Origin of the sequence: Streptococcus infantis, from assembly GCF_047463315.1 — a bacterium.
Lineage (GTDB): Bacteria > Bacillota > Bacilli > Lactobacillales > Streptococcaceae > Streptococcus > Streptococcus infantis_AB.
This window is the reverse complement of sequence record NZ_JASHEB010000001.1, coordinates 175,676-195,416: the sequence shown is the minus strand read 5'-3', so window position 1 is coordinate 195,416 and position 19,741 is coordinate 175,676. Positions and strand designations below refer to the sequence as shown.

Sequence of the window (19,741 nt, the reverse complement as noted above, 5' to 3'; positions counted from 1 at the left end):
CAAATATTTTATATTTTCATGTCATAAGATATAACATAAAAAAAGTGAAGTGCTCTGTTGAGAAACAGAAACTCTTCCCTTTTTATGGTAAAATAGAAGGATAGAAAATGTGTATGAGGCTATTATGATAAATAGAATTACAGACAACAAATTTAAACTTGTATCCAAATACCAACCGTCAGGGGATCAACCACAGGCCATTGAGCAGTTGGTGGATAATATCGAGGGTGGAGAAAAGGCCCAAATCTTAATGGGGGCGACTGGTACAGGGAAAACCTATACCATGAGTCAAGTGATTGCGCAAGTTAATAAGCCAACCTTGGTCATTGCCCACAATAAGACACTAGCAGGCCAGCTCTATGGGGAGTTCAAGGAATTTTTCCCTGAAAATGCTGTTGAGTACTTCGTATCTTACTATGATTATTACCAACCAGAAGCCTATGTTCCGTCTAGCGATACCTACATTGAGAAGGACAGCTCTGTTAATGATGAGATTGATAAACTTCGTCACTCAGCAACATCAGCACTCTTGGAGCGTAATGATGTTATCATTGTGGCATCAGTTTCTTGTATCTATGGTTTGGGTTCTCCAAAGGAATATGCTGATAGTGTGGTAAGTTTGCGTCCGGGTCTTGAGATTTCTCGCGATAAACTGCTGAACGACTTGGTGGATATCCAGTTTGAGCGTAATGACATTGATTTCCAGCGTGGAAGATTTCGCGTACGTGGAGATGTGGTGGAGATTTTCCCAGCCTCTCGTGATGAGCATGCCTTTCGTGTTGAGTTCTTTGGAGATGAGATTGATCGTATCCGTGAAGTCGAAGCTTTGACAGGGCAAGTTCTTGGTGAAGTGGACCATTTAGCCATTTTCCCAGCCACTCACTTTGTGACCAATGATGACCACATGGAAGTAGCGATTGCTAAGATCCAGGCTGAGTTGGAGGAGCAGTTAGCTCTCTTTGAGAAGGAAGGTAAGCTCCTTGAAGCCCAGCGTTTGAAACAGCGTACTGAGTATGATATTGAGATGCTCCGTGAAATGGGTTATACAAATGGTGTCGAAAACTACTCCCGTCACATGGATGGACGAAGCGAAGGAGAGCCTCCGTATACGCTTCTTGATTTCTTCCCTGATGATTTTTTGATTATGATAGATGAGAGCCACATGACCATGGGACAAATCAAGGGGATGTATAATGGAGACCGTTCTCGTAAGGAAATGTTGGTGAATTATGGTTTCCGTTTACCTTCTGCCCTAGACAACCGTCCTCTTCGTCGGGAAGAGTTTGAAAGTCATGTTCACCAGATTGTCTATGTATCAGCGACACCTGGAGATTATGAGATGGAACAAACGGACACCGTGATTGAGCAAATCATCCGTCCAACAGGTCTTTTGGATCCAGAAGTGGAAGTGCGCCCAACTATGGGACAAATTGATGATCTTTTGGGTGAACTCAATGCCCGTGTTGAAAAGAACGAGCGTACCTTTATTACAACTTTGACCAAGAAAATGGCAGAAGACTTGACCGATTACTTCAAGGAAATGGGCATCAAGGTCAAGTATATGCACTCAGATATCAAGACTTTAGAGCGGACAGAGATTATCCGAGATTTACGATTAGGTGTCTTTGATGTCTTAGTCGGGATTAACCTCCTTCGTGAAGGGATTGACGTACCTGAAGTAAGTTTAGTTGCTATTCTCGATGCGGATAAGGAAGGCTTCCTCCGAAATGAACGTGGTCTGATCCAAACCATTGGTCGTGCAGCCCGTAATAGTGAAGGTCATGTCATTATGTATGCTGATACTATGACTCAATCTATGCAAAAAGCTATCGATGAAACAGCCCGTCGTCGTAAAATTCAGATGGCCTATAATGAAGAACACGGCATTGTCCCACAAACTATTAAGAAGGAAATCCGTGACCTTATCTCTGTCACAAAAACTGTGGCTAAAGAAGAGGACAAGGAAGTTGATATCAATAGCCTCAACAAATTGGAGCGCAAAGAACTAGTCAAGAAACTAGAAAAACAAATGCAAGAAGCCGTCGAAGTGCTTGACTTTGAGTTAGCAGCGCAAATCCGCGATATGATGTTGGAAGTCAAGGCGTTGGATTAGATAGGATAAAGCGAATGAAGATTATCATTAAAACAATGGAAACTCCTGAAGAGATAGAAGGGAAATCTCTCGTTCACTGGCAAACGTGGAGAGAGGCTTATGACGATCTTTTACCCGCGGAATTTCAGGAGACGATGACATTAGAAAGATGTCGATTCTTTAGTCAAAAATATCCAGAAAATACCTTGATTGCGATGGATGGAAAGCAGGTCGTTGGATTTATCAGCTATGGAAATTTTCGTGATGAGGCCATTCAAGCTGGTGAAATCATTGCCTTATATGTTTTAAAAGATTACTATGGAAAAGGTGTGAGTGAACAGTTAATACATGCTGCATTTGTTGCTCTCAATCATTTCTCTGAAATTTATTTATGGGTATTGAAAGATAATAAGCGAGCCATTGCTTTCTATCAAAAAATGGGTTTTACTTTTGATGGCCAAGAAAAAGTACTTGAACTTGGAAAACCTGTTAAGGAATTGCGGATGATGTGTTCTTCAAATATAAATTCCTAAAAGACGTATCTATCAATCTTTGAGCCATTATCAATTAATCAAGTATAAAGAATGAAAGAAATTGACGAAAAAAAGACTTGAAGGAGAATACGAATGAAAATTTTAGTCATCAATGGGCATCCTGATACGGAAAGTTACTGTCAGGCTATTTTTCAAACCATTGTAGAAAATATTGACTCAGGTCGCCATGAACTTGAAGTCATCAACCTTAATGAAGAGGACTTTGATCCGGTTTTACGTTATGGCTATCGAAAACGGATGGAGGAAGATTCTTTTATCCTTCGTTCTCAAGAATTAATCCAATGGGCAGATCATTTCATCTTTGTTTATCCCATCTGGTGGAGTAGTATGCCGAGCCTTATGAAGGGCTGGATTGACCGGGTCTTTACTCCAGGGATTGCATACTCAGCCAATGACCAGGGAAGTTTTATTTGGAATTACCTCAGAGGCAAGCAGTTTAAAAAGTTGTTAAAAGGGAAAACAGCCAGTATTTACGCAACCTCCATGGCACCCACTTGGTGGTACAAAATCTTTTCGGGTCCTATCAACATTCCAGATAGCTATGGTATCTCTGTTTTGAAAAATGCGGTCTTGAATCACTGTGGAATTAAAACTAAGCGCGTGTGCGTACTAGGTGAAGTTGGACGGGATGTGAATACCGCTAGTATGCGGGAAAAGCATCTCAAAAAGGTCGCAGCAGAAGTTAAAAAACTATCATGAAACAAGATAGTAAAAAAGAGAAAAAAATCAAAAAAACACTATAAGCCGAATCAAAAAATAAGCTGGCTGGATAAAGTAAAATTGTGGTTGTTACAGCATTCAAAAATAGCTTTTCTATTAGATAGTAGTATATTTTTCTTATCAGCTTTTGGGATAATCTATTTGTTGCTTGGGACAACTCTTCTTCCAAAACCCTATCAAAACTTTAATTATGTCTTTCCACTTTTTATGAATCTAGTATTCTTAGTGAATATACTTTATCAGGGTATTTTTAGAGATAATTTCGATGGAATGACTAGACTCCAAGATTTTACAAATCCATTCTTGTACCTAAATGGAGTAGGTTTGTTGTTTCACTCATTTTTCGGAATAATGGGTCGAAATAGAAAGTCTATTCCTCCCTTGCTAACCTTAGATCACCGTTACATCTGGTTTCCAATCGTTACTTATATAACCTTCTTCTTAGTGCCTGCTTTGATTATTTTAATTTCCAAGCATATTGAAAAGAAAAAAGGAAAAAAAGAAAATAAGAAAATAAGGAAAATCCACTCAAATGAAAAAGAATAAAAGATATTCAAATACAAAAAAGAATTTATCAAGGAGAGAAAGTTTTCAGCTCTGGCTAGATTCTCATAAATTTTTAGGATTCTTCTTGATCCTCGGTCTTATCCTAGCAATAGGACTAAGTTTGAATCTAATTTTTGAAAGTCTTCCTATTCCTTCGCCATACAGAGATATCAATTATAGTTTTCCACTATATATAAATCTTTTTTGTCTGGTATATCAGTTATTTGACTATTGGTTCCTAGACTTATCTGGGGCAAGGATGACAATAAATAGATTTGTAGATTTATTTATTTATCTTAATAGTATCGGTTTAATAGTTCATCTCTTTATTGGGATTGGTGGGAAAAATAGTAAAGGAATTTTGCCATCTCTCTTATCCCTAGATCGCCGCTATATTTGGTTTCCTATAGCAACCTATCTGATCTTTTTCAGTTTGGCATTTATTATAACTCTAGTAATGAAATATATTGTAAAGAAAAGGAGTCAATCATGATGAAACATCTAACTGTATTTAGGTTTATTTATCTTTTGTGCCTGGTATTTGTACTGATTCATTTTATCTTAGGCCTCTTTGGTTTAGCCTTTACACCAGTCTTGTGGAATCTCTGGTTCTTTGGTCTTTGCTTGACCTTATTTATCCATCCGTGGACTATCTTTTATAAATCTAGAATCTTTCAATGGCATCATCTGATTTTTCAAGCTCTCAGTGGATTCGTTGCTCTCATAATCTGGTTTATGATATTTTTATTTTTCTCCACGGTTCCAGATTCATCTATGCCTATCAATTTAGACTACTATGTGATTAAGGAAAAAAATGAAATCAGAATCAACAGAGGATTCTTACTCCATGAAATTCATGAATATCATGACTGGATTAATCCTTTGATTATGAAATCTAAAGTTAAGTATGTAGAAAAAAATTAAACATTAGAAAGTGAGTCCTATGTCTAGAGCACAATTAACCATTTTAACTAATATTTGCCTGGTTGAAGACCTTGAAAATCAGCGCGTGGTTATGCAGTATCGATCACCTGAAACCAACCACTGGTCTGGCTATGCCTTTCCAGGAGGACATGTCGAAGACGGAGAGGCTTTTGCTGAATCTGTTATTCGTGAGATATACGAGGAAACAGGTCTGACAATTCAAAATCCTCAACTTGTCGGCATAAAAAATTGGCCGCTAGATACAGGTGAGCGCTACATTGTCTTTTGTTACAAGGCGACTGAATTTACGGGCACTCTCCAATCTTCTGAAGAAGGAGAAGTGTCCTGGGTACAAAAAGACCAGATTCCAAATTTGGATCTGGCCTATGATATGTTACCTTTGATGGAGATGATGGAAGCTCCAGATAAGTCAGAATTTTTCTACCGTCATCGTACCGAAGACGGATGGGAAAAGGAAATATTTTAGTCTTTTACCAAATATCCTAACTTGTCCAAGGCCTTCTCAATATAGAGGAGGTCTTGTTTATTTTCGGCTTCAATTAAGTGATAGTGGATCCCATCTGTCAATTCAGATAAAGGACGGAAATCACACGTCTTGACCTGGTTTAAAAAGTGCTCGACATCGCGTCTACAACTCAACTTGAGAAGGGTTTCGATTTCACCGTAGACAGGATGATCAATGAGAATATTTTGCACCCGACCTCCGTTATCAACGATAGCAAGTAGTTCCTGCTCCATATCTTCCTCTTTATGTTTGACCTTAAAGAGTCTGTGAACAAAAGGATTGGCTTTGTTTTCCTTATAGATATAGCCACGATTAGTAGATAGAATAGGAGCTCCATCTGCGCGAAGCACAGCTATATCCTGAACAATAACCTGCCGAGTTACGTGAAAATGTTCTGCTAAACTTTGGCCATTCATTGGCTTTTGAGCTTCTTTTAAGAGTTGAATAAGCGCTTCTTTTCGGTCTTTAGTCATGATTTACTTTCTTAATGGCGTTTTTTTAGTGCTTTATAAACAGCTAATGCTAAGTAATAGTCTATCATACTATGAACAATAGTTCCAAAACCAACTAATACAAAGAGAACATAGAACATGTTTTTTAGGTCAGTTCCTGTACTTGCATAAAAGATGATACAAGCAAAGACTTCCGCGATAGCATGTACTAAACCAAGTACAAAGTTAAAAATCAAGGAAGATTTCTTGTTGTCCAAGGTTTGAGGATGTTTTTGAAGGTAGAAAGCTCCCAGGGTTCCAAAGAAGATATGAGAGAAAGCTCGAAGTACGATAACAATCGGATAACCGGCTAGTAAGAATCCAATACTAGAAGCAACAATGACAAAAATAGCCATCCATGGAGAGAGAAACATAGCAATGAAGATGGCCACGTGGCTTCCAAGAGTGTAGGAAGCGGGAGGAATAACGATTTTAAATGGCATCACTATAGGAATCAAAATAGCGATAGCTGTCAGCAATGCGGTTAAAGTCATGAATTGGGTTTTCTTTTGTGTATTCATAATAACTCCTTTTTATGTGTATATACAGTTGTATAGTACACTAAATTATTTTTCAAGTCAAGAGGGAAATTGATTTTTGAGAAAAAAATAGATAAACTATAGTAAACTATCTTAGAAAGCGGAGAGGTAAGATGATAGATATTGTATATCCGATTTTTGTCATTCATTATATATCTAAGCAGAAAAAAACAGGATTAAAAGTATCGAAATATACAACATTTACAGCTTATATCTTCTTGATAATTTCTTTAATTCGAATTGCCTTTGGAGCTTTAGGACTATTCATTTTCTCGATTCCTATTTTCGGGTTTCTCTATTTTGCTGTTATAGGTGAGATTCTTTTTCATATTAGCATCATTTATGGAATCATCTTACTATTCTTGTCATTATCACTTTTTTTAGACAGTCAAAAATCTGGCCAAGATATTCAAATCACGCAACCCACACCATTTTTATTTCATGTCCTAATGTTAGCATTTCATGCGCTCTTAATCTATACTACCTTGGTACCAATCTTTTCCATTCAATGATAAAATCTAAGTATTTTCTCTCATAGACATTAGTAGAAGCAGGATAAAAAATAATCATTTTTTTTACAAAAAGACTTGCTTTGAAGTAACAAGTGTGATATACTTATAAACGGTTTGAAAAAACTGCCTAAGACAGTAGGGGAGCTAGACTCATAAATATCCTACCGAGGACAAAACGTATCATGTAAAAAGAAGCGTATTGTACTTTCGTGTCTAGGTTTGGGCGCGTTTTTCTTTTGGAAAAATTCCCCAAGCAAAATAATTACGGAGGTGAACACACTAATGAGTGAAGCAATTATTGCTAAGAAAGCGGAACTAGTTGACGTAGTAGCTGAGAAAATGAAAGCTGCTGCATCAATCGTCGTTGTAGACGCTCGTGGTTTGACAGTTGAACAAGATACAGTTCTTCGTCGTGAGCTTCGTGGAAGCGAAGTTGAGTATAAAGTTATTAAAAACTCAATCTTACGTCGTGCAGCTGAAAAAGCTGGTCTTGAAGATCTTGCATCTGTTTTTGTTGGACCATCTGCAGTAGCATTTTCTAACGAAGATGTTATCGCACCAGCGAAAATCTTGAACGACTTTGCTAAAAACGCTGAAGCACTTGAAATCAAAGGTGGTGCAATCGAAGGCGCTGTCGCATCTAAAGAAGAGATTATTGCTCTTGCAACTCTTCCAAACCGCGAAGGACTTCTTTCTATGCTCCTTTCTGTACTTCAAGCGCCAGTGCGCAACGTTGCTCTTGCAGTCAAAGCGGTTGCAGACAACAAAGAAGTCGCAGCTTAATCATAAGCTACGCATCGTAGCCTAGCTACAAAAAATTATAAAAATTAAAATTTAAACTTATTTTGGAGGAAATAACAATGGCATTGAACATTGAAAACATTATTGCTGAAATTAAAGAAGCTTCAATCCTTGAATTGAACGACCTTGTAAAAGCTATCGAAGAAGAATTTGGTGTAACTGCAGCTGCTCCTGTAGCTGTTGCTGCAGCTGGTGCTGCTGACGCTGGTGCAGCTAAAGACTCATTTGACGTTGAATTGACAGCTGCTGGTGACAAAAAAGTTGGCGTTATCAAAGTTGTACGTGAAATCACTGGTCTTGGACTTAAAGAAGCTAAAGAACTTGTTGATGGTGCACCAGGTGTCATCAAAGAAGGCGTTCCAACTGCAGAAGCTGAAGAAATCAAAGCTAAATTGGAAGAAGCTGGAGCTTCAGTTACTCTTAAATAATAGAGCGACTACATTTGTAGCTTAAAAACATGATTAAACCGCTATTCTTAGGAGTAGCGGTTTTTCTTTTTGTTCTAGAAGGGGCAAAAAAGGGAATGACGTTAGATTAGTATTTCTATTTTAGATGAATTATTAGAGATTCCTTATAAAAAAATTTTACTTTTTAATTGCATTTTGTTATAATAGACGCAAGAAAGAATATCTTATCGGTAGATTCTAAGCGAGCCTGAGATAGTGAGAGTCAGGTGGTTAAGAGATAAGTGTGGCGCTTTCTGTAGTATTTTCAAAAACAATGAAGTAATAAATTAGGGTGGAACCGCGTTTCTGACGCCCCTAGTCGCAAGGCTTGGGTGTTGAAATTCGGTTCTTTTTGAATTCGTCTAATGCCTAAGTAGAAAGGAGTACAATGCTTAAAGGATCTTGTTTATGTAAAGCAGTGACTTACACTCTAGATGAGGAATTATCTGAATTAGTTTTTTGCCACTGTTCATTCTGTCGGAAAGCAACTGCGTCTGCCTATACAGTTAATGCCAAAGTTAGCAGTAAAAATCTAGTATTGCATGGAAAAGAAAAGCTTGTTACGTATAGTTCTTCTCCAGGAAAACAGCGTTATTACTGCCAGAACTGTCATAGTCAAATTTTCACTGTTCAAGAAAATATACCAGAAGTCTGTGCTTTGAAATTAGGTACAATAGATGAATGCGATCAGAATTTACAAACTGTTCCTAAACGTCATATTTTTCAGGACCCAGCTTTTTCTTGGTTGCTTGATAAATAAACCTAAAAAGATAATATAAATTAAAGGAGTAAATAATGTCTAAAAAATTGACTTTCCAGGAAATTATCCTTACTTTGCAACAATACTGGAATGATCAGGGTTGTATGCTTATGCAGGCTTATGATAACGAAAAAGGTGCGGGAACCATGAGTCCTTATACTTTCCTTCGTGCCATTGGTCCTGAGCCATGGAATGCGGCTTATGTAGAACCATCTCGTCGTCCTGCTGACGGTCGTTACGGAGAAAACCCAAATCGTCTCTACCAACACCACCAATTCCAAGTAGTTATGAAACCATCTCCATCAAATATCCAAGAACTCTACCTTGAGTCTTTGGAAAAATTGGGCATCAACCCATTGGAACACGATATTCGTTTCGTTGAAGACAACTGGGAAAACCCATCAACTGGTTCAGCTGGTCTTGGATGGGAAGTGTGGCTTGATGGGATGGAAATCACTCAGTTCACTTACTTCCAACAAGTCGGTGGTTTAGCAACTGGTCCTGTTACTGCTGAGGTTACCTACGGATTGGAACGCTTAGCTTCCTATATCCAGGAAGTAGACTCAGTTTATGATATCGAATGGGCTCCAGGAGTTAAATACGGAGAAATCTTCCTTCAGCCAGAATATGAGCATTCAAAATACAGCTTTGAAGTTTCTGACCAAGATATGCTTCTTGAAAACTTCGAAAAATTTGAAAAAGAAGCTGGACGTGCTTTGGAATTGGGTCTTGTACACCCAGCCTATGACTATGTTTTGAAATGTTCACATACCTTCAATTTGCTTGATGCTCGTGGAGCGGTATCCGTTACAGAACGTGCTGGTTACATTGCCCGCATCCGTAACTTGGCCCGTGTAGTAGCCAAAACTTTCGTTGCAGAACGTAAGAAACTCGGATACCCACTTCTCGACGAAGCAACCCGTGCCAAACTCCTCGCAGAAGAGGAAGAATAGACAGAATTACGGGAATAAATGACTGAAAGTCGACCGTAGGTCGCTAAATAAAACAAGACCGCTGTAGTGAAAGTCGGATAAGAAGTTTCTTATCCGATTGGGGAACTGACGAGACTTAAGGCTTGGCAGTTAGCAATGAAACCGAAGGTTTGCTTGCGTCCCCCACTACTAAAGGTCTTGTTGAAGAAAATTAATTGATTGTGTAAAGGAAAAAACATGACAAAAAACTTATTAGTAGAACTAGGACTCGAAGAGTTACCAGCCTACGTTGTCACACCAAGTGAAAAACAACTCGGCGAAAAAATGGCAGCCTTCTTGGATGACAACCGCCTTTCATATGAAGGAATTCAAACATTTTCAACTCCACGTCGTTTAGCTGTTCGTGTACTTGGGTTAGCAGACCAACAAACAGATTTGACTGAAGATTTTAAAGGACCTTCTAAGAAAATTGCTTTGGATGCAGAAGGAAATTTCTCTAAAGCAGCACAAGGTTTTGTCCGTGGGAAAGGCTTGACTGTAGATGACATTGAATTCCGTGAAATCAAAGGTGAAGAATACGTCTATGTAACTAAGCATGAAGCTGGAAAACCAGCGGAAGAAGTTCTGACTGGAATTCCAGAAGTCTTGGCTAGCTTAAATTTCCCTGTTAGCATGCGTTGGGCAAACAATACTTTTGAATATATCCGTCCAGTCCACACTTTGACAGTGCTTTTGGATGATGAAGCTCTTGAACTAGATTTCTTAGATATTCATTCAGGCAGAGTGAGTCGAGGACATCGTTTCCTTGGTCATGAAGTAGAAATTCGTCATGCTGATAGTTACGAAGAAGACTTACGCAAAGTCTATGTCATTGCTGATAGCATTGAACGTGAAAATATGATTCGCGAACAAATTAAGGAAATTGAAGCAGAACAAGGCGTTCAAGTACAGATTGATGAAGGACTTTTAAACGAAGTCTTAAACTTGGTCGAATATCCAACCGCTTTTATGGGTAATTTTGATCCTAAATACCTAGAAGTTCCAGAAGAAGTTTTAGTAACTTCAATGGAAACTCATCAACGTTATTTTGTTGTCCGTGATCTTGAAGGAAATCTAAAACCAAACTTCATTTCTGTTCGTAACGGAAATGCTGATCACTTGGAAAATGTCATTCGAGGAAATGAGAAAGTTTTGGTTGCCCGCTTGGAAGATGGAGAATTCTTCTGGCGTGAAGACCAAAAACTCAAGATTGAAGATTTAGTTGCTAAACTTTCACACGTAACCTTCCATGAAAAGATTGGTTCACTTCGTGAACACATGATTCGTACAGGACAAATTGCTATCCTGCTAGCAGAAAAAGCTGGTCTATCAGTTGATGAATCTATTGATCTTGCTCGTGCTGCAGCCATTTATAAATTTGACCTCTTAACCGGTATGGTTGGTGAATTTGATGAGCTTCAAGGGATCATGGGTGAGAAGTATGCGCTTCTTGCAGGTGAAAATGCTACAGTGGCGCAAGCTATTCGAGAACACTACCTTCCAGACTCAGCAGACGGAGTTCTTCCTGAATCTAAAGTTGGAGCAATACTTGCACTAGCCGATAAATTAGATACTCTCTTATCTTTCTTCTCTGTTGGTTTGATTCCATCTGGTTCAAACGACCCTTATGCCCTTCGTCGTGCAACACAAGGGATTGTTCGAATCTTAGAAGACTTTGGATGGAATATTCCAATGGACGAGTTGATTGCTAGTCTTTATGCTTTATCGTTTGATAGTTTAACTTACGATAACCAAGAAGAAGTGCTTAACTTCATCAAAGCTCGTGTTGATAAGATGATGGGTTCTACTGCAAAAGATATTAAAGAAGCTGTTCTCGCAAGTTCAAACTTTGTTGTCTCTGATATGATTGAAGCAGCAGAAGCTCTTTCAGAAGCTGCGAAAACTGAAGATTACAAATCATCAGTTGAGTCATTATCTCGTGCCTTTAACCTAGCGGAAAAAGCAGAAGGCTCAGTCAAAGTTGATACTAGCCTCTTTGAAAATGAACAGGAAAAAGAACTAGCTCAAGCTGTCGAAAGCCTTGAATTGAAAGGTTCAGCAAGCGATAAATTAACACAACTATTTCCTCTTAGTCCAGTGATTGATGCATTCTTTGACAATACCATGGTTATGGCAGAGGATATTGATGTTAAGAATAATCGTTTGGCTATTCTAGCTGAACTTGTCAATAAAGCAAAAACAGTGGCTGCTTTTAACCTTCTTAATACAAAATAGTAATTGAAAAGTAGATTGGAGGTCCAAATATGACACCAGAAAAAATCGCTCGTATTAATGAACTTGCTAAAAAGAAAAAAACAGAAGGCTTGACTGCGGAAGAAAAAGTAGAACAAGCCAAACTTCGTGAAGAATACATCGAAGGCTATCGTCGTTCAGTTCGTCATCACATTGAAGGAATCAAAATCGTCGATGAAGATGGTAATGATGTGACTCCTGAAAAACTTCGTCAAGTACAACGCGAAAAAGGTTTACATGGCCGTAGTCTTGATGATCCGAATTCATAAATAAAAAATTCTCGGTTTGTGTGTGCGAACCGAGATTTCTATTATAAAAAAGGAACCATTTTGGGTTCCTTTTTGTTAGTTATTAGTTACTTGCACCAGAAGTAGCATCAGCAGCTCCGTGACCACCATCACCATGTCCTCCAGCGTCAGATGCACCAGAAGTAGCATCGGCATCTCCGTGACCTCCAGCAGCAGGAGCAAAAGGTCCGCTACCGCCTACCAAACGTTGACCAGTTTCTTTCAAGTACCAGTCAAGCCATGGTTGGAAGTTAAAGACAATTTCATTGATACCAGCATATGATCCATCAGGATAGTACATAGCTTGGTAGTTGTGAGTATTGATAACACCTGCAGGTGAACCAGGAACAATTGTACGTACGTATTCTTGGTTTCCGTTACGAAGAGTTCCGATTACCCACTCAACGTTTTTCATACGTGCTGGTGGAAGTGATCCGTGAACTGTTGACATACGGCTACCAGATTGAGATGGGACACGTTTTGCAAACATTGTGTCAGGATCCTGGTGAGCATTGTTGTAGTAAAGGAATTGGTTGTTATCGTCAGCGTATGTTAGTTCAAAAGGCATAGCTTTCAAGAACATATCAATCTGGTTAACTGTCAAGATACCATGGTCAAGTTTAACATATGTATCACCTGAAACAGCACCTGTAATTTCTGCTACTTTTTCAACCCATTCTGGATCATCAGGGTCGACCTCTGTAATAGTTGTGGCAATTGGTTTTCCACAATCCAAATCTTCTGGTTCAATTGGTTTTGGTTTTTTCAATTTAGAAACGACTCCTACGTATTTGACAAAGTTATCTAAGCAAGACTCAAGGAATTTAACAGTTCCTTCGTTAATAATGTTTCCATTTGCGTCAAAAGCTTCTTTAGCTTTTCCAAGAAGGAACTCATTACCTGGCAATGTGTAGGCATTAACACCTGGTGCGTCAAGAATCTTACGAAGGTGAACTTGAGCACGTGAAGTTCCTTGGTCATAGTATGAAGCACCCACAATCATGACTGGTTTGTTTTCAAATGGATGAACTTCGAATGAAAGCCACTCAAGTACAGACTTAAGTGAAGCAGAAATAGTGTGGTTGTGCTCAGGAGTAGCAATAATCACACCATCAGCGCGAGTAATTTTGTTGTAAAGAAGGCGCAACTGGAAACTGTCATCCCATTTTTCGTCTTGGTTAAACATTGGAACTTCATCGATTTCCAAAACTTCTAGTTCAAATTTAAATTTAAACTGACGGCGGATGAACTCCAAGAGTTTGCGGTTATATGATTGATCGTAGTTTGATCCAACAAGTCCAACAAATTTCATTCTTTCGATCTCCTATCTTACAAATTTTCCCAGTCAAAGTCTTCAGCATCTTTGCGAAGAAGCTCTTGTGCGTTACGCAATTTCTCAGTAACTTTAACAAAGACACGGAAGTCATCAAAGATGGCATCCAATTTCTTGATGACATCAAGATCTACCAAGTCACCATTTTGATCAAATGCTTGAAGAGAATGAGAAAGCAAGAATTCATCTGGGAGAACATTTGCTTTGATTTCAGGAGCATTAAGAATTTGACGAAGTTGCAATTGAGCACGTGATGAACCGAGTGTACCATATGAAGCACCTGTAATCATGACAGGTTTGTTCAAAAGCGGGAATACACCATATGAAATCCAAGCAAGAGCGCTCATAAGAACAGCTGGGATTGAGTGGTCGTATTCTGGAGTACCGATAATAACTCCATCAGCGGCTTCGATTTTAGCAGCGATTTCCGTAGCTTCAGCTGGGATTTGTTTGTCAGCTGGTTTGTTAAATACAGGTAGATCTTTAATTTCTACCAATTCGATTTCTGCTTTATCAGCAAAGTGTTTCTGCATATATTGAAGCAGTTGGCGGTTTGTGGAACGTTTTGAGTTAGTTCCTACAATAGCAATAAGTTTAAGCATGGGCTTTCCTTTCTCTTTTTGCATTATTAATGATTTATCGTTGGATACCAGATGAACAAGCTAAGCGTCCATCTTTGTCAATGAGGATGGCTTCGATACCATCAATATTTTCGACTTGCCACATAATAGATGCGCTACGTTCGCCAAATAATCGTGTGGTCCATATCTCGCCGTCAACAGAGCGGTCAGATATTATGGTTAAACTAGCTAAATCCGTTTCAATAGGATAGCCTGTTTCACTATCGAAAATGTGGTGATAATCCTTGCCATTGATTTCAAGATGCCGTTCATAAATCCCAGATGTAACCACTGATTTTCCAGTAATAGACAAGGTCATCAGGTGATTACCGCGTGGATTATTTGGATTTTGAATGCCGATTTGCCACGGACGTCCATCTTTTGATTGGTTGTTCCCAATTGTGAGGATGTTTCCTCCAAGATTGATAAGAGCAGAAGTGACGCCGTTTTCTTTTAAGAAAGCTGCAACCTTATCTGCACTGTACCCCTTTGCTAAACACCCTAAGTCAATTTTCATTCCCTTTTTTTCTAGGAAAACAGTAGAATTGACTGAATCAAGTTTAATAAGATGAGGGTCTATTAGTGGTAAGACTGAAGCGATTTCTTCAGGGCTTGCAACCTTTGCATCGGAAAAACCAATACGCCAGGTTTGAACCAAAGGCCCGATACTAATATTGAGATGACTTTTAGGTGCTAGACTGTGTTCTAGACCTAATGAAATCAGTTCAAATAAATCAGTGTGGACTTTAACTGGGGCAATACCTGCCTGATAGTTAATTTCCATTAATTCGGATTCAGTACTGTTAGCATTGAAGCGGAATTCAAGTTCCTTGAGCAAATCAAAAGCTTGACGGAGAAGATTATCGGCTTGTTCATGTACTAAGGAAATAGTAATCGTAGTTCCCATTAATCTCTCAGATAATGAACTAATAGGCAAAGAATCAGCTCCCTTCAAATCACTCGGAAATAGCTACAAATCTTGAATGAATAAGAAATTAAGAATTTATAATTTATTTCCATATAAATAGAATATCATAAAGTCAGCGTTTTCACAAATCATTTTTTACAAAAAGTCAAGAAATATGCTTAAAAAATTAAAAACACCTCCAAATCAATGAGGACCCTTTGAAAACAAATTAATATATCTTTCAAAAACTTTCTTAAATAGCATCAAACTAGTCAAAAGTCTTGAAAACGTTCACAGATAATGGTATACTTGAAAGGTAAATAAAAAAATAAAGGTAGGATTTATCTTATGAGTAAAATCGTAGTTGTGGGTGCTAACCACGCTGGAACTGCATGTATCAACACAATGTTGGATAATTTTGGAAACGAAAATGAAATCGTTGTTTTTGACCAAAACTCAAATATCTCATTCCTTGGATGCGGAATGGCTCTTTGGATTGGTGAACAAATTGACGGACCTGAAGGCTTGTTCTATTCTGATAAAGAAAAATTAGAAGCTAAAGGCGCTAAAGTTTACATGAACTCACCAGTTCTTTCAATCGACTACGACAACAAGGTTGTAACTGCAGAAGTAGATGGTAAAGAACACAAAGAATCATATGAAAAATTGATCTTCGCAACTGGTTCAACTCCAATCTTGCCACCAATCGAAGGTGTTGAAATTGTCAAAGGGAACCGCGAATTCAAAGCAACTCTTGAAAACGTACAATTCGTTAAATTGTACCAAAATGCTGAAGAAGTTATCAACAAACTTGCTGATAAGAGCAAACACCTTGAGCGCATCGCTGTTGTAGGTGGTGGTTACATCGGTGTTGAGCTTGCAGAAGCTTTTGAACGTCTTGGAAAAGAAGTTGTCCTTGTTGATATCGTTGACACAGTATTGAACGGATACTATGACAAAGACTTCACACAAATGATGGCTAAAAACTTGGAAGACCACAACATCCGTTTGGCACTTGGTCAAACAGTTAAAGCTATCGAGGGCGAAGGAAAAGTTGAACGCTTGATCACTGATAAAGAAACATTTGATGTGGATATGGTTGTTCTTGCAGTTGGTTTCCGTCCAAACACTGCACTTGCTGATGGTAAGATCGAACTCTTCCGTAACGGTGCTTTCCTTGTTGACAAGAAACAAGAAACTTCTATCCCAGGTGTATATGCTGTTGGTGACTGTGCGACTGTTTATGACAATGCTCGTAAAGACACTAGCTACATTGCTCTTGCATCAAACGCGGTACGTACTGGTATCGTAGGTGCTTATAACGCTTGCGGACATGAGCTTGAAGGAATCGGTGTTCAAGGATCAAACGGTATCTCAATCTATGGTCTTCACATGGTTTCAACTGGTTTGACACTTGAAAAAGCAAAAGCTGCTGGTTACAACGCAACTGAAACTGGATTTAACGACCTTCAAAAACCAGAATTTATGAAACATGATAACTATGAAGTAGCTATCAAGATCGTCTTTGATAAAGACAGCCGTGAAATCCTTGGTGCTCAAATGGTATCTCGTGATTCAGCAATTAGCATGGGAATTCACATGTTCTCACTTGCAATTCAAGAACACGTTACAATTGATAAATTAGCATTGACAGACCTATTCTTCTTGCCACACTTCAATAAACCATACAACTACATCACAATGGCTGCACTTACAGCAGAAAAATAATTGATGATATGTCAATAAAAAAAGTAACTTCAACTATTGAAGTTACTTTTTTTATTTTAAGGTTAAGAAACCTCGTCTCTTGCTGGGAAAGTAAACCCTTCTCCAAGGATTTCGTGAGCTTCCGTGATAGTGATAAAGGCCATCGGATCAACTGTATGAATCATTTCTTTCATCTTGACAATTTCATTTCTTGCGACAATACAGTAAATAATCTTTAAGTCCTTTTGGCTATAGTAACCTTGCCCTGAGATAAAGGTAACACCACGACCGAGTTCTTTGTTAATTTTATCGGCTAATTCCATCGGTTTTTGAGTGATAATCATAAATCCTTTTCCAGCATATCCACCCTCACCGATTAGGTCAATAACTCTTGAAACGATGAAGTCAAATAAGAGAGTATAGGTTACAAGACGTAGGTCTTGGAAGATGATTAAAATCAACATTAGAATCAGAAAATCAAGTCCAAAAAGCAATTTTCCAACAGAGATATTGGTGTATTTATTAAGGATACGAGCGACGATATCAGTGCCACCAGTTGTTCCACCCGCGTTGAAAATAACTCCGAGTCCAACACCTAGGAGGACACCAGCTACTAGAGCAACCACAACCAAATCACCTTCAAGGTTAAACTGAAGAGGAATTTTTTCAAAGATAGCTAACCAGACGGAGACGGCAATGGTTCCAAGTAGACTGGAATATAGTGATCTTAGTCCAAATATTTTCCAAGCTAGTAGGAAGAGAGGGATATTAATCAAGATATTCATCAGCGAAATAGGGATGTTAAAGAGGTAATAGGTAATCAAGGTTATCCCTGTTGCTCCGCCCTCGAATAAGTGATGTGGAACAACAAAATAAGTAAGTCCGAAGGCGAAGATAGCAGCTCCGAATATAATAGTTATAGTTGATTTAATATGCCGTAGCATTGAGCTCCCCTCCTATTTTTGTGTAAAAGTGAAGTAATAATATTTTTAAAATAAGACTGATATTACAACTTCATGGATTCAATTTTCTCGGAATCAGGTGTAACACGAAGTGTTTTTTGACCGGTATAGGTAACAAAACCAGGTTTTCCACCAGTCGGTTTATTGAGTTTTTTAACCTCAATCATATCCACTTGAACGAGATTAGAAAGACGTCCTTTCGAAAAGTAGGCTGCGAGTTCTGCAGCATCCGTCTTGACTTCGTCAGAAGGATTGAGGTTTCCTGAGATGACCACGTGGCTTCCTGGGATATCCTTAGCATGGAACCAAAGTTCCTCTTTGCGTGCAATTTTAAAGGTTAATTCCTCGTTTTGAAGATTGTTTCGTCCAACGAGAATAATGGTTTTACCATCACTAGCCAGATATTTCTCTGGCTTTTTACGCTTTTGAATTTTTTCGCGTTGGCGTCTTCTAATAAAACCAGTTTGAATTAATTCTTCACGAATTTCAGCAATTTCATCTAAACCAGCTTGGCTAAGAACGGTCTCTACACTTTCCAGATAAAGAATAGTAGATTTTGTTTCTTCGATTAATTCAGTCAGATATTTAACAGCCTCTTTTAACTTTTGATAACGTTTGAAGTATTTTTGAGCATTTTGATTTGGTGTTAAAGCCTTATCAAGTGCGATTATAATTGGCTGATTGGTGTAGTAGTTATCTAAGACGACTTGGTCTTGGTCATTTGGAACTTGATGAAGGAAAGTCGTTAGTAATTCACCTTTTTGTCGGAATTCCTCAGCGTTTTCAGTAGCCTGAAGTTCTTTTTCTTGCTTCTTAAGCTTTTGACGATTTTTTTGTAGTTCATTTTCAACACGACGAATGAGTTCACTAGCCTGTTGTTTGACACGATCACGTTCTGCCTTATCTTTGTAAAAAACATCAAGAAGTTGAGATAAGCTTGAAAAATGTCCTTCAATTTTAGTTGAAAAAGGGACACAAGAGAAAGACTTATCAGTTAAGCATGGGTTGGTTTCTTGCTTAAAAAAGTTACGAAAATTGGAAAGTCTATCATCAGTTAATAAATTCTCTAATTCAATTGCTGTATCACGGCCTAAACCTTGAAAGAGGCTTTGAAGGTTTTTAGCTGTCAATTCCTGTGTTTGTAGGATTTCAAAAAGTTTTTCATCCTTAATGGTAAAAGGATTGAGGGCCTCTGTACTTGGTGGGGCTATGTAAGTTGCACCAGGTAGGAGTGTACGGTAACTATTTTGAGAGAAACCAATGTGTTTGATAACCTCAAGAACTTTGTTGCTAGACTTATCTACGAGGAGGATATTACTATGTTTACCCATAATCTCAATGATGAGGGTGGCTTGAATATCGTCCCCAATCTCATTCTTGTTAGAAACAGTGATTTCAACGATTCGATCGTTTTCAATCTGCTCGATTGACTCGATAACAGCACCCTGTAAATATTTCCTTAAAACCATGATAAAGGTAGAAGGTTGAGCTGGGTTTTCAAAGGTCGTTTCTGTCAACTGGATGCGCCCAAAAACAGGATGAGCAGAAAGGAGCAGACGATGACTTTGGCGATTGCTACGGATTTGTAAGACCAATTCTTGATCAAAGGGTTGATTAATTTTTTGAATGCGACCGTTTAGTAGTTCAGCTCGCAATTCTTCAACCATGTGGTGTAAAAAAAATCCATCAAATGACATGGTTCTCTCCTTATGAATGTATTCCATAGTATTATATCAAAAAGGTAGAATAAAATCATAGAAATATGGTATAATAAAGCCAAGTAAAGAGAA

General features: G+C 38.3%; 22 protein-coding genes and 1 other annotated feature. Of the genes, 15 read left to right on the top strand and 7 right to left on the bottom strand.

Annotated features, from left to right (window positions below; all coding sequences use genetic code 11):
* Window positions 1-124 precede the first annotated feature (124 nt).
* The 7 genes from uvrB (at window position 125) to QM857_RS01010 (ending at window position 5,323) form a co-directional block, all read left to right on the top strand.
* A complete protein-coding gene (gene uvrB / locus QM857_RS01040) occupies window positions 125-2,113 on the top strand; it encodes an excinuclease ABC subunit UvrB (RefSeq protein WP_414274770.1) in 1,989 nt (662 codons plus the stop codon).
* A 14-nt stretch (window positions 2,114-2,127) separates the two neighbouring features.
* Window positions 2,128-2,625, top strand: coding sequence for an N-acetyltransferase family protein (locus QM857_RS01035; protein WP_414274769.1), 498 nt, complete (start codon window positions 2,128-2,130; stop codon window positions 2,623-2,625).
* Between the two features lie 93 nt (window positions 2,626-2,718).
* Window positions 2,719-3,345: an NAD(P)H-dependent oxidoreductase gene (locus QM857_RS01030; protein WP_414274768.1), complete on the top strand. Its 627-nt coding sequence runs from the start codon at window positions 2,719-2,721 to the stop codon at window positions 3,343-3,345.
* Between the two features lie 87 nt (window positions 3,346-3,432).
* A complete protein-coding gene (locus tag QM857_RS01025) occupies window positions 3,433-3,912 on the top strand; it encodes a hypothetical protein (protein ID WP_414274767.1) in 480 nt (159 codons plus the stop codon).
* Complete coding sequence (locus tag QM857_RS01020) at window positions 3,899-4,405, top strand: hypothetical protein (protein WP_414274766.1); 507 nt, start codon at window positions 3,899-3,901, stop codon at window positions 4,403-4,405. The genes QM857_RS01025 and QM857_RS01020 overlap by 14 nt, the downstream gene beginning before the upstream one ends.
* Window positions 4,402-4,836, top strand: coding sequence for a hypothetical protein (locus QM857_RS01015; protein WP_414274765.1), 435 nt, complete (start codon window positions 4,402-4,404; stop codon window positions 4,834-4,836). Before QM857_RS01020 ends, QM857_RS01015 begins: the two co-directional genes overlap by 4 nt.
* Window positions 4,837-4,855: 19 nt before the next feature.
* The gene (locus QM857_RS01010; RefSeq protein WP_414274764.1) at window positions 4,856-5,323 is read left to right on the top strand and encodes an 8-oxo-dGTP diphosphatase; all 468 of its coding nucleotides are present in this window, start codon (window positions 4,856-4,858) and stop codon (window positions 5,321-5,323) included.
* Here QM857_RS01010 and QM857_RS01005 read toward each other — a convergent pair.
* Window positions 5,320-5,835, bottom strand: coding sequence for a transcription repressor NadR (locus tag QM857_RS01005; RefSeq protein ID WP_414274763.1), 516 nt, complete (start codon window positions 5,833-5,835; stop codon window positions 5,320-5,322). The two genes, QM857_RS01010 and QM857_RS01005, sit on opposite strands and share 4 nt — an antisense overlap.
* An 11-nt stretch (window positions 5,836-5,846) precedes the next feature.
* Window positions 5,847-6,374 (bottom strand): ECF transporter S component, encoded by a 528-nt coding sequence (locus QM857_RS01000; protein ID WP_254804329.1) that lies wholly within the window; start codon window positions 6,372-6,374, stop codon window positions 5,847-5,849.
* A 131-nt stretch (window positions 6,375-6,505) separates the two neighbouring features.
* Here QM857_RS01000 and QM857_RS00995 point away from each other — a divergent pair, with 131 nt between their 5' ends.
* The 7 genes from QM857_RS00995 (at window position 6,506) to QM857_RS00965 (ending at window position 12,404) form a co-directional block, all read left to right on the top strand.
* Entirely contained in the window at window positions 6,506-6,904 is a 399-nt protein-coding gene (locus tag QM857_RS00995; protein WP_414274762.1) for a hypothetical protein, read from the top strand.
* A 108-nt stretch (window positions 6,905-7,012) separates the two neighbouring features.
* Window positions 7,013-7,148, top strand: a sequence feature (ribosomal protein L10 leader region).
* Window positions 7,149-7,186: 38 nt separating this feature from the next.
* The gene (rplJ, locus tag QM857_RS00990) at window positions 7,187-7,687 is read left to right on the top strand and encodes a 50S ribosomal protein L10 (protein WP_414274761.1); all 501 of its coding nucleotides are present in this window, start codon (window positions 7,187-7,189) and stop codon (window positions 7,685-7,687) included.
* Window positions 7,688-7,764: 77 nt separating this feature from the next.
* The gene (rplL, locus tag QM857_RS00985; protein ID WP_001196964.1) at window positions 7,765-8,133 is read left to right on the top strand and encodes a 50S ribosomal protein L7/L12; all 369 of its coding nucleotides are present in this window, start codon (window positions 7,765-7,767) and stop codon (window positions 8,131-8,133) included.
* Between the two features lie 406 nt (window positions 8,134-8,539).
* Window positions 8,540-8,911: a GFA family protein gene (locus QM857_RS00980; RefSeq protein WP_003097717.1), complete on the top strand. Its 372-nt coding sequence runs from the start codon at window positions 8,540-8,542 to the stop codon at window positions 8,909-8,911.
* 35 nt (window positions 8,912-8,946) lie between these two features.
* Entirely contained in the window at window positions 8,947-9,864 is a 918-nt protein-coding gene (gene glyQ, locus QM857_RS00975) for a glycine--tRNA ligase subunit alpha (protein WP_000038760.1), read from the top strand.
* 216 nt (window positions 9,865-10,080) lie between these two features.
* Window positions 10,081-12,117 (top strand): glycine--tRNA ligase subunit beta, encoded by a 2,037-nt coding sequence (gene glyS / locus QM857_RS00970; protein WP_414274760.1) that lies wholly within the window; start codon window positions 10,081-10,083, stop codon window positions 12,115-12,117.
* 29 nt (window positions 12,118-12,146) lie between these two features.
* On the top strand, window positions 12,147-12,404 hold the full coding sequence (locus tag QM857_RS00965; protein ID WP_000187071.1) for a DUF896 family protein: 258 nt from the start codon (window positions 12,147-12,149) through the stop codon (window positions 12,402-12,404).
* Window positions 12,405-12,486: 82 nt separating this feature from the next.
* On the opposite strand, the gene QM857_RS00960 is transcribed toward QM857_RS00965, so the two are convergent.
* Genes QM857_RS00960 through QM857_RS00950 form a run of 3 tightly spaced genes read right to left on the bottom strand, consistent with a single transcriptional unit; the run spans window position 12,487 to window position 15,282 of the window.
* Window positions 12,487-13,734, bottom strand: coding sequence for an NAD(P)H-dependent oxidoreductase (locus QM857_RS00960; RefSeq protein WP_414274759.1), 1,248 nt, complete (start codon window positions 13,732-13,734; stop codon window positions 12,487-12,489).
* 17 nt (window positions 13,735-13,751) lie between these two features.
* On the bottom strand, window positions 13,752-14,357 hold the full coding sequence (locus QM857_RS00955) for an NADPH-dependent FMN reductase (protein ID WP_049495091.1): 606 nt from the start codon (window positions 14,355-14,357) through the stop codon (window positions 13,752-13,754).
* Window positions 14,358-14,391: 34 nt separating this feature from the next.
* Entirely contained in the window at window positions 14,392-15,282 is an 891-nt protein-coding gene (locus tag QM857_RS00950; RefSeq protein WP_414274758.1) for an FAD:protein FMN transferase, read from the bottom strand.
* A gap of 348 nt (window positions 15,283-15,630) precedes the next feature.
* On the opposite strand from QM857_RS00950, the gene nox reads away from it, so the two are divergent.
* On the top strand, window positions 15,631-17,010 hold the full coding sequence (gene nox, locus QM857_RS00945; RefSeq protein ID WP_414274757.1) for a H2O-forming NADH oxidase: 1,380 nt from the start codon (window positions 15,631-15,633) through the stop codon (window positions 17,008-17,010).
* Window positions 17,011-17,072: 62 nt separating this feature from the next.
* On the opposite strand, the gene QM857_RS00940 is transcribed toward nox, so the two are convergent.
* Both QM857_RS00940 and QM857_RS00935 read right to left on the bottom strand, forming a co-directional pair.
* Entirely contained in the window at window positions 17,073-17,933 is an 861-nt protein-coding gene (locus QM857_RS00940; RefSeq protein ID WP_036754697.1) for a YitT family protein, read from the bottom strand.
* Window positions 17,934-17,995: 62 nt separating this feature from the next.
* Window positions 17,996-19,648, bottom strand: a complete 1,653-nt coding sequence (locus QM857_RS00935) for an NFACT family protein (protein ID WP_414274756.1) — start codon at window positions 19,646-19,648, stop codon at window positions 17,996-17,998.
* Window positions 19,649-19,741: the final 93 nt, after the last annotated feature.